This is a genomic window from Kocuria sp. TGY1127_2 (genome assembly GCF_013394385.1).
In the GTDB taxonomy this organism is placed as follows: Bacteria; Actinomycetota; Actinomycetes; order Actinomycetales; family Micrococcaceae; genus Rothia.
The window spans coordinates 1090881-1105356 of record NZ_AP022834.1; the positions used below are offsets into that span (position 1 = coordinate 1090881).

14 protein-coding genes, 1 other RNA gene and 1 pseudogene are annotated in these 14476 nt (G+C 59.5%); 8 read left to right on the top strand and 8 right to left on the bottom strand.

Annotation, left to right across the window (positions count from 1 at the left end; genetic code table 11):
* Positions 1 to 14 precede the first annotated feature (14 nt).
* From sake_RS04865 to sake_RS04880, 4 genes are all read left to right on the top strand, one after another.
* Positions 15 to 2021, top strand: coding sequence for a glycosyltransferase (locus sake_RS04865; protein ID WP_178946281.1), 2007 nt, complete (start codon positions 15 to 17; stop codon positions 2019 to 2021).
* Positions 2018 to 2881 carry an ABC transporter permease gene (locus sake_RS04870; protein WP_178945555.1) on the top strand — a complete coding sequence of 288 codons (864 nt, stop codon included), beginning with the start codon at positions 2018 to 2020 and terminating at the stop codon, positions 2879 to 2881. The genes sake_RS04865 and sake_RS04870 overlap by 4 nt, the downstream gene beginning before the upstream one ends.
* A gap of 45 nt (positions 2882 to 2926) precedes the next feature.
* Entirely contained in the window at positions 2927 to 3682 is a 756-nt protein-coding gene (locus tag sake_RS04875; RefSeq protein WP_129360173.1) for an ABC transporter ATP-binding protein, read from the top strand.
* Positions 3683 to 3763: 81 nt separating this feature from the next.
* The gene (locus sake_RS04880) at positions 3764 to 4843 is read left to right on the top strand and encodes a hypothetical protein (protein WP_238147630.1); all 1080 of its coding nucleotides are present in this window, start codon (positions 3764 to 3766) and stop codon (positions 4841 to 4843) included.
* On the opposite strand, the gene smpB is transcribed toward sake_RS04880, so the two are convergent.
* Both smpB and prfB read right to left on the bottom strand, forming a co-directional pair.
* On the bottom strand, positions 4840 to 5316 hold the full coding sequence (gene smpB / locus sake_RS04885) for an SsrA-binding protein SmpB (RefSeq protein WP_129359936.1): 477 nt from the start codon (positions 5314 to 5316) through the stop codon (positions 4840 to 4842). The two genes, sake_RS04880 and smpB, sit on opposite strands and share 4 nt — an antisense overlap.
* A gap of 48 nt (positions 5317 to 5364) precedes the next feature.
* Entirely contained in the window at positions 5365 to 6483 is a 1119-nt protein-coding gene (prfB, locus tag sake_RS04890) for a peptide chain release factor 2 (protein ID WP_129359935.1), read from the bottom strand.
* Positions 6484 to 6708: 225 nt separating this feature from the next.
* Between prfB and ssrA the strand changes: the two genes are divergently transcribed.
* Both ssrA and sake_RS04900 read left to right on the top strand, forming a co-directional pair.
* Positions 6709 to 7081, top strand: a transfer-messenger RNA (tmRNA) gene (gene ssrA, locus sake_RS04895).
* Positions 7082 to 7276: 195 nt separating this feature from the next.
* Positions 7277 to 8026, top strand: a complete 750-nt coding sequence (locus sake_RS04900) for a DUF4190 domain-containing protein (RefSeq protein ID WP_129359934.1) — start codon at positions 7277 to 7279, stop codon at positions 8024 to 8026.
* A gap of 84 nt (positions 8027 to 8110) precedes the next feature.
* On the opposite strand, the gene hisN is transcribed toward sake_RS04900, so the two are convergent.
* The 4 genes from hisN to sake_RS04920 form a co-directional block, all read right to left on the bottom strand.
* Positions 8111 to 8950 carry a histidinol-phosphatase gene (gene hisN / locus sake_RS04905; RefSeq protein ID WP_129359933.1) on the bottom strand — a complete coding sequence of 280 codons (840 nt, stop codon included), beginning with the start codon at positions 8948 to 8950 and terminating at the stop codon, positions 8111 to 8113.
* A gap of 37 nt (positions 8951 to 8987) precedes the next feature.
* Positions 8988 to 10097, bottom strand: a complete 1110-nt coding sequence (gene rsgA, locus sake_RS04910) for a ribosome small subunit-dependent GTPase A (RefSeq protein WP_129359932.1) — start codon at positions 10095 to 10097, stop codon at positions 8988 to 8990.
* Entirely contained in the window at positions 10097 to 11467 is a 1371-nt protein-coding gene (gene aroA / locus sake_RS04915) for a 3-phosphoshikimate 1-carboxyvinyltransferase (protein ID WP_197964456.1), read from the bottom strand. Before aroA ends, rsgA begins: the two co-directional genes overlap by 1 nt.
* A gap of 129 nt (positions 11468 to 11596) precedes the next feature.
* A complete protein-coding gene (locus sake_RS04920) occupies positions 11597 to 12109 on the bottom strand; it encodes a DoxX family membrane protein (protein ID WP_129359931.1) in 513 nt (170 codons plus the stop codon).
* 248 nt (positions 12110 to 12357) lie between these two features.
* Here sake_RS04920 and sake_RS04925 point away from each other — a divergent pair, with 248 nt between their 5' ends.
* The gene (locus sake_RS04925) at positions 12358 to 13104 is read left to right on the top strand and encodes a sigma-70 family RNA polymerase sigma factor (protein WP_129360169.1); all 747 of its coding nucleotides are present in this window, start codon (positions 12358 to 12360) and stop codon (positions 13102 to 13104) included.
* A gap of 35 nt (positions 13105 to 13139) precedes the next feature.
* Positions 13140 to 13385, top strand: a pseudogene (gene rsrA, locus sake_RS04930) (mycothiol system anti-sigma-R factor); the annotation flags it as partial.
* A gap of 204 nt (positions 13386 to 13589) precedes the next feature.
* Here the strand turns inward: rsrA and sake_RS13615 are convergent.
* Positions 13590 to 13664, bottom strand: coding sequence for a 50S ribosomal protein bL37 (locus sake_RS13615; protein ID WP_371811975.1), 75 nt, complete (start codon positions 13662 to 13664; stop codon positions 13590 to 13592).
* A 193-nt stretch (positions 13665 to 13857) separates the two neighbouring features.
* Positions 13858 to 14457, bottom strand: coding sequence for a GDSL-type esterase/lipase family protein (locus sake_RS04935; RefSeq protein WP_129359929.1), 600 nt, complete (start codon positions 14455 to 14457; stop codon positions 13858 to 13860).
* Positions 14458 to 14476 lie beyond the last annotated feature (19 nt).

Genomic DNA, 14476 nt, shown 5'->3' on the forward strand with positions numbered 1-14476 from the left:
AACCGACCGAACCCATGACCAAGAACCTCAAGACCCTTCAGCGCGTCATTTTCCCTCCGGCCGAACAGATGGACACGGTTCCGCTGTACGTCGACTCGGGGCAGGCGACGGGCGTGCAGCTGTCGACCATGAACGGTTCTCTGGGCACCAATGACGCCCTGTCGTCGTCCAAGAAGACCTCGTCAGAGTCCGATGGTTATGCATCCAGCCCCATGTCGGACACGCACGCGGAAGATTTCATCGACCGACGCTCGACTCTGATTCGTGCCGGATCGCGTTTGTCCTTCGCGACCTATTTCAACGCCTTCCCTGCCTCGTACTGGAAACGCTGGACGAGTATCGAAGATATTTGCCTGTCCGTCCACACCCAGGGTGAGGGCACGGTCATCATTTACAAGTCCAATGCGCGAGGCTCGCTTCAGCGCGTGGACTCCCGCCGGGTCTCCGGAAAATCGCACTCGACCTTCGATCTGCCACTCAAGCCCTTCGGTGACGGCGGCTGGTACTGGTTCGACCTGGTCGCCGGCAATGAGTCCCTGGTCCTGGAGAAAGCGGATTGGAACGGCTACACCGAAGCTGAAACCAAACCGGGCCGGATTACGCTCGAAATCACGACGCTGAACAAGCCGGATTTTTGCCTCAACAATCTTCGTTCCTTGGCCCAGAGCCCGGAAGCGCTGGACGCGATCCAAGAACTTCTGATCGTCGATCAGGGGAATAAGAAGGTTCAGGACGAGGACGATTTCGAAGAAGTCGCCGCTACACTGCAGGGCAAGCTCCGGATCATCAACCAATCGAACCTTGGCGGTTCCGGTGGTTTCTCCCGCGGCATGTACGAGTCCGTGGAGAACGGCAGCGATTACGCGTTGCTCTTGGACGACGACGTCGTGGTGGAGCCGGAATCGATCATACGTCTTCTGACTTTCGCTGATCTTTGCCGCAAGCCGACCATCGTGGGCGGCCACATGTTCGATCTGTACAACCGGACGGTTCTACACACGTTCGGCGAGATCGTCAATACTTATCGATTCCAGCCGGATCAGCCGCACGAGGAGCAAACCCTGGGTCACGACTTCCTCAAGTCGAATCTCCGGAGCACCCCGTGGCTGCATCGCCGCGTCGACGTCGACTACAACGGTTGGTGGATGGACCTCATCCCGACCAAGGTCATCAAGGAACTGGGCTTGGCGTTGCCGGTCTTCATCAAGTGGGACGACGCCGAATACGGGCTCCGGGCCAAAAAGGCCGGCTATCACACGGTCTCGCTGCCTGGCGCCGCAGTATGGCACGTCTCCTGGATCGACAAGGACGACTTGGTCGGATGGCAAGCCTACTTCCACATTCGTAACCGGATCATCGCAGCGCTGCTGCACTCGCCGTATGAACGCGGCGGGAGGCTCTTGCGCGAATCGTCCTATGCGGACGTCAAGCATTTGATCTCCATGCAGTACTTCACCGAACATGGCCGCATCCTGGCGTTGCGGGACGTGCTCCAGGGGCCGGATCAGCTGCACGAGATCCAGCCGCAACGTCTTCCGGAAATCAGGGCACTGATGAAGGAATACTCCGACGCCCAGTTCAAGGAGGACATCGAGGCGTTCCCCGAACCCTATATGTCGAAGCCTCCCCGAAACGGCCGAGGCTTCCGGGCACCGTCATACAAATCCCTCGTCCCGTGGGCTATCAAAACGGTCACCAAGCAGCTCATCAAGCCCGTTGACTCTGCCTTCCACGAGCACCCGCAGACGCACATCGCGCACCAGGACAATCGGTGGTGGCGAATGTCTCAATACGATTCCGCACTGGTTTCCAACGCGGAAGGCACCGCGGTCTCGTGGTACCGTCGCCAGCCGGAGCAGTTGCGGAATAAGCTCGTCGAGGCGACGCGGCTGCACGCCGAAATCTTGCGCAACTGGTCTTCCCTCAGGAAGCAGTATCGCGAGGCGGCATCTCGCATCACCTCACTTGAGGCATGGAAGCAAACCTTCGATCAGCATACGGATTCCGAACTGAAGCGATGACAGATATCAGCAATAGAGAGTTTCAGCGCCCCGGTCGAGGCCGGGGCCTGCTGGACGTCTTCAAGCACACATTCCTGCTTCGGCTCCTCGTCGACAAGGAACTCCAGGTCCGGTACCGCGGCTCGATTCTCGGTATCCTCTGGTCCTACGTCAAGCCCGGCGTACAGTTCATTGTCTTCTATATGGCCCTCGGCGTCTTCTTGGAGTTGAACAAGGGTCTCGAGAATTACGCCGTCTACCTGTTCTCCGGCATCGTGCTCATCAATTATTTCGGTGAAGCCTTTGGGAACGGGGCCAGGTGCTTTGTTGGCAACGGGGCGCTGATCAAAAAGATCTACCTTCCACGGGAGTTGTTTTCGGTCTCGACCATTTGGGTTGGGCTCATTCACTTCGTGCCTCAACTTCTGGTCCTTCTGATAGCGGACTTCGTGGTGGGCTGGCACCCCAACATTATGCAACTGGCGTGCGCTGTGGTCGGCCTCGGTATCCTGACGGCCTTCGCTTATGGTCTGGGACTGATCTTCGGCGTCGCCAACGTCTTCTTCCGCGATTCCGAGAATCTCGTGGACTTGTTGGTCATGGTCCTGACCTGGGCATCCCCGATTATGTACCCGTGGGAGCGAGTCGCTGACAAGGCCCCGGACTGGGTCCTTCACCTTTACTTGTCCAACCCGATTACCGTTGCTGTGGAGCTTTTCCACTACGCTTTCTGGTACCCCACGCTCAGTATGGATTGGCACGTTCCACCCCATCTTCTGACGTTGTGGACTCCGCTCGCCATCGTGATCGCTATCGTTACCGTTGTCATCGGTGACTTGCTCTTCCGCAAGTTCGAGGGCAACTTTGCACAGGAGCTCTGATTCATAGTGTCATGGCTCGATAACGACCCCGAGCTCTCGAAGCCGATGCCGCCGTACGTTCCTTCGTCGGAACCGGTAGTCATCAAAATCGACAATCTGGTCAAGCGCTTCGTCTTGAGGCACACACGTTCGATGAAGGAAGCCTTCGTATGGCTCATCAAAGGGCGCAAGGGCGATCTTTCAGAGAAATTCAACGCCCTCGACGGCGTTTCGCTGAATATTCACGAGGGTGAGCGTGTTGCCCTTCTCGGACTGAACGGTTCCGGCAAGTCGACCTTGTTGAAATTGATCTCCGGGGTTATGCACGCGGATGAAGGCGACCTCGTGGCCCGAGGCCGGATCGCTGGGCTCATTGAGGTTGGCGCTGGTTTCCACCCTGACCTAACCGGCCGGGACAACGTGTACCTCAACGGCGCGATCCTGGGTATGACCAGGGAGGAGATTGACGAGAAATTCGACTCCATCGTCGAATTCTCGGAGATCGAACAATTTATCGATACTGAAGTCAAGTTCTATTCCTCGGGTATGTATTTGCGGCTGGCTTTCGCCGTCGCGGTGCATACCGATCCCGAGATCTTCCTGGTGGACGAGATTCTGGCCGTCGGTGATGAGCCGTTCCAGAAAAAATGCATCAAGAAGATCAAGGAGCTTTCGCAGCGGGGCCGGACCCTGGTCGTGGTGAGCCACGACCTCGATATGGTCAAACGCCTGTGCGAGCGAGGCGTCGTGCTCGAAAACGGCAAGATCGTCGAAGACGGCGACATCCGGGACGCCGTCGCGCATCTTCGGCCGGACGGCTAGGACTATTACGGGGGTGGCCCACTGCTTTTTGGCAGTGGGCCACTACTCGTTTAAGGGGGTTACGGGGGTAAAGTGATGCAAATGACAAACGCGCCGGCTCCCGCAGAAATGGTCGTACACGTAATTGCCGACCCCGGCCTTCCGACGGGCAGGCTGTCCGCGATTCGCGACTCTTTGGAGAACCGCCTGCAGGTGCTCTCCAAGTTGAAGATCAGGGTAGAAACGCAGAGCGAACTCATCCGGATTCGACCAGACAACACCCTCGAGACCCGCCTTGTGGAGCATCTGTCGGAGGGACGAGTCGATGTGGTCGTCCTGCTGACCGAGATCCCGCGTTACCTCGACAAACGCCCGCTCATCGCCGAAGCCTATCCTGATGAGCGAGTCGCCGTGATTTCCTGCCCGACGCTGGGAGCGTGGGCGACCAAGTCCAAACTTCTGCGGGTCGTCACCGACTGCACATACCGACTCATGAACGCGGAGCACGTCGCGGAGACCTACATCGACGATGGTTGGGGGCAGTGGGTCAGTCGTGATGACAGATCCAGCATGATCATGCTCGCCAACCCCCGGACGGGGCTGCCCCGCACGGTGTTCGGCGTCATCATGGCCAACGAGCCGTGGCGGACGGCGCCCAAGCTCTCGAGGGCGCTGGCGGCCGCTTCTGCAACGGGTGCCTTCGGCATATTCTACAATTCGATCTGGCAGATGTCCGAGGCCCTGAGCTCCAACAGGTTGTTCGTCATTTCTGCGCTTGCGGTGATCTCGATGGTCGGCTGGTTGCTTTTCAGCAATCGGCTTTGGGAACAACCGAAATACGACCGGTTGTCCGTGATCGTGCTGCTGTACAACCTGTCCACCGTCACAACCCTGCTGTTCTGCGTCGTCGCACTGTATATAGCGCTGTGGGTCTTCATCTTCGTGGCAGGGGTCATTGTTATCGACCCGACGTTCATGGCGAGTGTGATCGGAGGTGACGTCAGTATCACCAACTACATGGCCATCGCGTGGTTGAGCGCCTCCATGGGGGTCGTTGCCGGTGCCCTAGGGTCAGGCTTCGATGACCAGATGGACCTGCGCCACATCACCATGGGCTCGAGGGAGCGGCAGCGTGCATATACCCAGCAGGATGATCCGACGGGAGGCAATCCCTCCCGCTAACCGAGATTGCGGTAGCGCATGGCGCGCTGGGCCTCACGCTTGTCTTGGGCCTCGCGCAGGGCGTGCCTTTTGTCGTATTCTCTCTTGCCCTGGGCCAGAGCGATTTCGACCTTCGCTTTGCCATCGCGGAAATAGAGTTGAAGAGGTACGACCGTGAAGCCGGTTTCCTTGGTCTTCTGATCCAGCTTGTGGAGCTCTTGACGGTGGAGGAGGAGCTTCCGACGCCGTCGAGCCTCGTGATTAGTCCACGAGCCGTGACCGTATTCGGCGATGTGAATGTTCTCCAGCCAGAGCTCACCTCTGGTCATCTGGCAAAAGCCATCCACGATAGAGGCTCCTCCGTCTCGCAAGGACTTAACCTCAGTACCCAGAAGGGCAATCCCGGCTTCATACGTATCCAGGATGGTGTAATCGTGACGGGCCTTGCGGTTGGTCGCTATGACCTTGCGCCCGTCGTCGTTCTTTTTAGCCATGAGTCTGTTGATCTGGTTCTTCTGCCCGTCAGGGCATCGGTGAATGGACTATGAATGGTCCGACTGCCGTTGACCGGCGCGCCATCGGATTCCGGCGTCGATGAAGTCGTCGATCGCTCCATCGAAAACCGCACTGGGATTACCTTCCTCATGGTTGGTCCGAAGATCCTTGACCATTTGGTAGGGGTTCAGAACATAGGAACGCATCTGGTCTCCCCATGAGGCCTTAACGTCACCGGCAAGCTCTTTTTTCTTCGCGTTTTCTTCTTCTTGGCGCTGAAGAAGCAAACGGGACTGCAAAACGCGCAGGGCGGCGGCCCGGTTCTGGATCTGCGACTTCTCGTTCTGCATGGAGACGACGATGCCGGTGGGTATGTGCGTCATGCGAACAGCAGAGTCCGTTGTATTGACCGACTGACCGCCCGGGCCGGAAGAGCGGAACACATCCACTTTAATCTCGTTCTCCGGTATGTCAATGCTGTCTGTCTGCTCGATCAAGGGGATGACCTCGACCGCCGCGAACGAGGTTTGTCGCCGACCTTGGTTGTCGAACGGGGAGATGCGAACGAGTCGGTGAGTGCCCGCCTCCACTGAAAGCCTGCCGAAAGAATAGGGGGATTTGATCTCGAAGGTCGTGGACTTGAGTCCGGCTTCCTCCGCATACGACGTGTCCAGCACCTTGGCCGGATAACCGTGCTTCTCGGCCCAGCGCAGGTACATCCGCATGAGCATCTCGGCAAAATCGGCTGCATCGACGCCGCCGGCTCCGGAACGGATCGTGATGACGGCTTCCCGAGGGTCGTATTCTCCCGAAAGCAACGTAACGATCTCGAGATCGGCCAAGGCCTTTTGAATCGAGGAAAGCTCCGAGTCGGCTTCGTGGAGCAGATCCGCGTCTTCCTCTTCCCGAGCCAGCTCGACCATGGTCTCGAGGTCATCGATTCGGCCCAGAAGCTTCTCGAGGCGATCCAACTCCGATTGACGGTGCGAGAGCTTGGAAGTGACCTTCTGAGCCGCATCGGGGTCGTCCCAGAGATTGGGAGCGGCCGCGGCTTCTGAGAGTTCCGCGATGGTCGCACGGAGCCCCTCGACGTCGCTGACCTGCTCTATTTGAGCATAGGTAGCGCGGAGGTCCTTGATTGCTGCGGAAAAGTCGGTGGAAGCCATATCCACCAAGTCTAGTCGATTGTCTAGCCCTCAGCCTCCGAAGAGGTGAGTCAGGGCGAATAAGAGACGGCTTCGCGCCTCCGCCTCGGCCGCGCAGACTTCGGGCTCTCGGCGGTAGTTGGGGTTTCCAAAGCGTCTTGAAGGGGGTATAGTAGGGAAGTCCGAAGGGTTGAAAAGTAAGAATATTTGACGGCCCTCCGGGAACGTAGATTGAAAACCAAATATGGGGATGATCGGTTTCGACGATGCCAGTTGCGGCAGGTGAAGCGGGCCGAGAATGTAGAGTCATCTCGTTAACGTTCTCTGCAAAACAATAAGTGCCAAATCTGAAAAGCGCACTGACTTCGCTCTCGCTGCGTAAGTAGCCAGAGCAGTCTGCTAGCCCGGGTTCGCTTTCGACCCGGTTCCTAGTATCAGTTTAGAAGGCCACTGCTCTAGTCCCTCTCCGTAGGGGGCTAGGGGACTTTTATGCGGATAGGTTCGGCGGCAACCAGTTTGTGGGAGTGCCGGAGCCGAAAACACCGATTCACAAACTGCGCCCGGAGAAACCCTGGCAAAGCTGCATCGGACCGGGGTTCGATTCCCCGCATCTCCACTTTTCACAATGCCCGGACCTCATGCGTGAGGCCCGGGCATTGTCATATCCGCAACAGCCTGGTGGCCGTATAGCCGTTCTATAGACTCTTCCCGAGAACGGAGCCGGCAATCCGAATCTGGTGGTGTGATTAAATGGCCTGTATACAACATATGCGGTGAACCACGTCGAGCCCACGGAAACGAGGAGAAGTCTCCTATGACCAACAATCCCTCATCTGAGAACCACGAGCCAAACTCCGAAGAGAACGGTTCGGCTCCGCGCTTCGGCCAGAGAGACCCCCAAGCCTCCTACGGAGAACACAGCAACGGGGGCCATGAAGCGACCGAGGAACAGCCCCAGTACGGTAACTACCCTTCCCACGGCTCCTCCGTCAGCGGTCAGCCCGACGACGGAAATCGTTATGGCCAACAAGAACGCGGCTATCAACCGTTGCCGCACGACTACGGCCAACAACCGTCCAACGACCAGTACAACGGGCAGCCTCGGTACGGTGCTCCTAACACCCAGGCTTATCCGATGAATGACTCGGGTCAACCTCAGTACCAGCCGAATAATTATGGCCAGCCGAATTATCAGCAATACCCGTCTCGGGCAGGGGAGCGTCCGAATGGTTGGGGGATGGGTCTGGCCGCCCTCATCTGCGGTATAGCCAGCGTCGTCCTGTGCTGGTTGGTCCTTCCTGGGATTGCCGGAATCGTAGCCATAGTGCTCGGTATCGTCGCGGTCAGGAAGCTCGGCAAAACCCAAGGGGCCAGTAAGGCCATGCCGATCATCGGTATCGTTCTCGGTGCGATCGGCGTGATTCTTTCTGTTATTGTCGGCGTGCTTTTTGCGATCGGTCTGTCGGTTGCCAATGACGCCGCCCAACAGTGCGGGGGATACTCCTCGGCCAACAGCGCAGAATTCGAACAATGCGTTGACTCTTACATCCAGTCGAACTACTGATTCCGGGTCTCGCGAGGAGGCTGACACGAAAAGGCCCCGCTACCGTGATTCGGTAGCGGGGCCTTTTCGTGCTGAAGAATACCTCTAGGATTCGGTGGGGATGAATTCACCCGACAACGAGGCCTCCGGATCACCGGCGGCCAGCTTGTCGAGTACTCTGCGGTGCAGATGTCCATTGGTTGCGACGGCATTGCCGCCGTGTGGGCCCTCCTCGCCATCGACGGAGGTGAACCGGCCTCCCGCCTCGGTCACGATCGGAACCAAAGCCGCCATATCGTGCAGGTTCAGTTCAGGCTCGCAGGCTATATCGACTGCGCCTTCGGCCAGGAGACAGTAGGACCAGAAGTCTCCGTAGGCTCTGACTCTCCATACCTGGTCGGTGAGATCGAGGAACTGCTCGCGACGGCCGAGATCCTTCCACCCGGACAACGATGAGAAGGACAGCGAAGCGTCGTGCAGCGAGCTTATTGCAGACACGCCGAGGCGCCTCGCCTTAGCAATTGAACGGCCCGCGAAAGCGCCGCTTCCTTCCGCCGCCCACCAGCGTCGCTGAAGGGCAGGCGCAGATACTAACCCGACGACCGGCTTGCCCTCGTCCATCAGCGCGATCAACGTTGCCCACACGGGTACTCCCCGGACGAAATTCTTCGTACCGTCGATGGGATCCACGACCCACTGGCGAGGTGAGGAACCGGTTGCCCCAAATTCCTCCCCCACGACGGCGTCACGGGTCCGAGCACGGGAAAGATGTGAACGGATCAGTTGTTCTGCCTCGCGGTCGGCGTCCGTGACCGGAGTCAAGTCCGGCTTCGTTTCAACCGTGAAGTCCTGAGCCTGAAATTTTCCGAGCGTGTAGCGGTCAACGGCGTCGGCGATGACGTGCGCCAAACGCATGTCATCGTTGTAGGGGCTCATTGAAGTCATGCTTTCTAGGCTATCCCATGCTCGAGGCGCCGCCCGGTTAGGAGGTCGCGCCAAGTTCCTTCACATCGTCCAGTCCTTCTTCGGTGGCTACTCCCAGTAGGCGCCGTAGCGACTCGAGTCTCTGCCCCGCGTAGTCTCCGGCCCTGCCGGAATCCACGAGAGCCTGGATTCCGCACCCTATGGCGTTGACTGCGTGCGTGCATCCTTTCGGGCAGTCGGCCGACCCAGGGGCCAAATCCTCGAATGCCCCGACCATAGTCTCCTTGGCGACGTGGGCCAGGCCGAACGATCTGATTCCGGGCGTGTCCACGACCCACGTACCGGCCGCACCCCAAGCCGGGGAAATGGCCAGTGCCGATGAGGAGGTGTGCCGCCCGCGGCCTGTGACCTCGTTGACGCCGCCCGTGGACCGGGACGAACCGGCCAAGGCATTGACGAGGGTCGATTTTCCGACCCCAGAGTGGCCGAGGAACACGCTGACGTGGCCGTCGAGCTGGGCCTGCACGCCGTCGAGAAGGGCCGCATTCAGGGTCAGACTTTCGTGCTGGCCGACGCGGGTGAGCCCTTCCGCGGAGCCTTCCGGAGAGCTGGTCAGAATTCGCAGTGAGGTATTCGCGTAATAATCCCGAAGGGGAGCGGGGTCGCCGAGATCGGTTTTGGTGATGCAGAGGATGGGCTCAATGCCCGCGTCATACGCCGCGACGATCGATCGGTCGATGAAACCGGTCCGCGGGGTAGGGTGAGCCGCGGCTACAACGATGATCAGTTGGCTTGCGTTGGCCACAACGACCCTTTCAATGGGGTCGGTGTCATCCGCACTTCGGCGCAGGACTGTCGAGCGCTCCTCGAGACGTACGAGGCGTGCCAATGATCCTTCCGACCCCGAGGTGTCTCCGACCAAGCCGACGAGGTCGCCAACGGCGATAGGGGTACGTCGCAAATCCTTTGCCCGGACCGCCGTGATCTGGGTTCCGGGCCCGCTTGTTCCGAGATCGATCGTGTATCGGCCGCGGTCAACGGTGACCACGCGTCCAATCACGGCGTCTTCGTGCGCGGGCCGGTCCTTGGTCCGGGGCCGGGAACCTTTCTTGTTGGCCCTGACATGAACATCGGATTCGTCCCATGACTGGGAAGAGCGTCGACGCATTAGATGTCTCCTCCCTCGAGCATGCCTTCCCACAGGGTGGTGAAGTCCGGCAGCGTCTTGGATGTGGTGTCCACGTTCTCCACGACGACGCCGTCAACCGCCAGCCCGATGACCGCCCCGGCCGTGGCCATACGGTGGTCTTCGTAGGTTTCGAAGAGGCCGCCGTGCCGAACGGGAGACAGCACCCGTATGCCGTCCTCGGTCTCTTCCGCCCGACCGCCCAGACGGTTGATTTCCGTCACGAGCGCCTTCAAACGGTCGGTCTCATGACCGCGAAGATGCCCAATTCCTCGCAGCCGTGAGGGCTGCTGGGCGAGAGCGGCGATGGCTGCCACGGTGGGAGCAAGTTCGCCGGCTTCGGAGAGATCGAGGTCGACCCCCGGCAACTGGCCGGTGAGGGCTCCTCCTCGCGGGCCGGTAACTTTCAGATCAGGCCCTTGACGATGAACTTCGGCCCCGAACTCGGGAAGGATCCGCCGCCAGTGATCGCCGCCTTGGGTCGTGGTTGCGGGCCAATCGGGAATCGTTACCGTATTACCGGTGACCACAGCTGCCGCGAGGAACGGCCCCGCATTGGAGAGATCCGGTTCGACGGCGACGTCGTGGGCACGAGGTATCGCCGGAAGGACGCTCCAGGAGGAATCATGATTCGTCCGGACCGTGACGCCGTATTCGGCGAGCGTCTGGATAGTCATCTCAACGTGAGGCATCGACGGAATACCCGAACCCTCATGCCGGATCGTGAGGCCGCCCGGTAGGAGGCATCCGCTGAGCATCGCCGCGGACAAGAACTGGCTCGAAGTGCTCGCGTCGATGTGGATCACACGCGTCCCTTCTCCGCGCTCACGGCCCTCGGCAGCCGCACCGCGGGGAAGAATGGTGAAAGGAAGGGTTCCTGTGCCCGCATCGTCCACCGTCGCGCCCAATTGACGAAGGGCATCGATGACCGGCGCCATGGGACGCTGCCGGGCACCCGCATCACCGTCGAACCGGGCCGGGACTCCCAGTATCGCCGTGAGCTGCGGGACGAATCGCATGACGGTTCCCGCGAGTCCCGTATCAATCTCAACCGTGTCAGGGAAACGAGCGTGACCACCGGAGGGGTGCTCGTCTAGGGAGACGGGATCGACCCTCACCAGCTGGCCATCACGTTCAAAACGTGCGCCGACCCTTTCGAGTGCCTCCATCATGAGGTTCGAATCCCTGGATTCGAGGGCTCCCCGAAGTGTGCTGGGCCCGTCGGCAATCGCCGCCAGGAACAAGTACCTGTTGGTGAGGGACTTGGAACCTGGCACTCGGACACGTGCGCTCCACGAGGAGTCGGGGAAGACCACGGGGGCGCGCCAGTCGCGGGCAACGGAAGGATTCAAGAGGTACCTCGGCTGATTCTTGTATGGGTTGGGGAGTACACCGAATATTTTAAGCGCGAACGGGGGTCCGCACGAATGCGGACCCCCGGATCGATCACAGGCGATCACATCGCCTGGTCTCACGCTGCATCAGTTGCCGAAAACGTCTTCGGACTTTTTCTTCAGACCGTCGCCCAGCTTATTGGACTTCTTTTTGACGTCCGCGCTGAGTTTTCCGGCGCGCCAGGCCAAAGAAGGGTTTCCTTCCGTATCGACTGACGTCAAGGCGACGGCGCCCACGAGAGAGGCATTCTTGACGCCATCCGCGATGCGGGCTTCCTTCTTTTCCTTGGTGTCAGCCTCGGCGTTCGCAAAGTCGACGTAAGCGTTGATCGTGCCTGCTGCCAACAACAGTGTGGAGGAAAGACGCGGGAAGCGGCCGAGGGCGAACAACGCACCGGCGCCGACCTGAGTCGCGGCAATGGCCTGTCCGACGAGGCGTTCCTGGCCGCGCAAGGGAGCGAGCTGCGGTGCCGCTTTCGCTGCCGCATCGATAGCCGGCTTCAGGTGCTTGGCCGACTCCGGGGTACGCAGACGGTTGACACCGTTGTAGATGAACGATGCTGCCAACAGGGGGCGAGCAAGTTTGCGAACGATGGTCATGATTCCTCCTCAACGTGGGAATTCGTTCTCGGCAACGGAGGATGCCGAACGAAAACCCGTGGGTTCACGATCATCCTATGTGATCGGGTCCACGGAGATACAGGTACGCCTGCCGTTTCGTGCCCTGCGAACAGAAAACCAATACGACGGAATATAACGAACCGCGGGTCCGTTGAAATTCACGACGACAAATACTGAGCAGTGCTGAGGGGTGATGCAGGGTGACGGCAACGTTGGAAAAGCCGTTGATGACGTCCGGGCCGACGTCCGGAGCATCTACGTCGACAAACCTTCTAGACTGGGATGAATTCATCAGTAGGCCCAAGCGGAAGGAATCCGTGGACACAGTCGATCTGTCCCGCGAATCGGACGAAGAGCGCAAGGCTCGTTTCGAGCGGGAAGCCATGCAATATATAGATCAGTTGTATGCTGCCGCCTTGCGCATGGCCCGAAATCAGGCGGATGCACAGGACCTCGTCCAAGAGGCGTACACGAAGGCTTTTTCTGCGTTTCACCAATACAAGCCGGGTACGAACCTCAAGGCGTGGCTCTATCGCATCCTGACCAACACGTACATCAACCTGTATCGCAAGCGGCAACGCGAGCCGCATCAGGCGAATACGGATTCCGTTGAGGACTGGCAGCTGGTCCAGGCTTCGGCCCACACATCATCAGGGTTGAAGTCGGCGGAGTCGGAGGCGCTCGAGCATCTGCCGGACAGTGACGTCAAAAGCGCGCTACAGTCCCTCCCGGAAGATTTCCGGATGGCGGTCTACTACTCGGACGTCGAGGGATTCGCGTACAAGGAAATCGCAGAAATCCTCGATATCCCGATTGGTACCGTCATGTCCCGCCTCCACCGAGGACGCAGGCTCCTGCGCGAACAGCTGGCCGAATACGCCTCCGGCCTCGGATTCAGCACCGAAGGCGGTCGAAAAACCGGCTCCGGAAATAAGAAGACCAAGAATTCAACAGGCGCCCAGGGCGCCAAATAGCGGTGAGAACGCCCATCGTGAGGAAGGAAAGGATTATGACAGACTGCCAAGAGACCGGCGGATGCCGCGAAGACAAGATCCATCGGATCTATGAATACCTCGACGGCGCTCTCTCCGCGGAAGACATCGAAGACATCTGTAAGCACTTGAATGAGTGCGAGACGTGTGCTCGAGAGTATGACCTGGAATGCGTGATCCGGTCAGCGGTCAAGCGCTCATGCTGCGAGCCCGCGCCGGAAGAGCTCAAACAATCGATCCTCGCAAGAATCGACTCATTGCGCGGCAGCACCGACGCTTCAGAACACGACCATTCGGCTCTGGGTGGAGCAGGCGACGACGCCTCGGACCGCCCGCTGGCTTCCTGACTGGGCCACGCCCCAAGGAACAAAAAGGGCTGAGATGCTTTCAAGCATCTCAGCCCTTTTTCTCGGCAGCCCAGCCGCTTCGCACAAGGCGAGGGCCGGTGCCACGGCCAAGCCAACTCCTTAGGAGTTAGGCCGCTTGCCATGGTTGGCTGCGTTCTTACGACGATCCTTACGCTTACGTCCACGCTTGCTCATATGAGCCTCCTTCCGCGCATCTTCGTACTCACGTATGAAGAGCGGCCCTGAAATGGTCAGCCCACCGCGGACCACCCGGCGCAGGGGCGCGCGGGATCAGGCAATGGGCATTGTGCATCATTCTGCCAGACAACACGACGCCGGTGCACATCGCCACCGAAAAATGCGAGCGTGATCTCGGTCCAACCGAGAGTCAGTGCTGTTCCGGAAGCTGCAACCAGGAGTACCAGCCGCGATGCAGGACCAGCCATGCCATCAATCCGTAACCGGCCTGACCGGGGCGTCCATCGTTTGCGGCCAGATCCTGGCGCCACTGCTCGTGGTGCTGCAACGGGTTGAACGTATCCACGTAGACGTGGCGTCGTCGGGTCGTAACGTCCGCATAAGCCGCGGAAAGGTCCGCGATACGGCGGTTCTGCTCGGAATCCAGGGTGGGCGGGGGACCGACGACCAGGACCTTGATGTTGTTCTGCGAGGCCAAATCCACCATGTTGGCGAGATTCAGCCGACTGCGGGCGTTCGTGAGGCCCGTGTCGATGTCGAAGGTCGACGGCGCAATGACCAACCGGTTGTCCGCTCCGCTAGCGAAACGACGACTAGCCTCCTCGAACCAACGCTCGTTGAGGGTCTCGCTGCCTTCACCGGGGGCGGCCAAGTTGTACGAGACGACAGGCGCCACGTTCTGGGGCGTACGCGCCATGACCCGGCCGAACCAACCAAGGGCGCGCGGGTCACCAATACCAGCCAGCAGGTCGTCGCCGACCGCCACGATCCGAATGTTTCGTTGCTCCACGAGATTCTTTCTGTTGTCT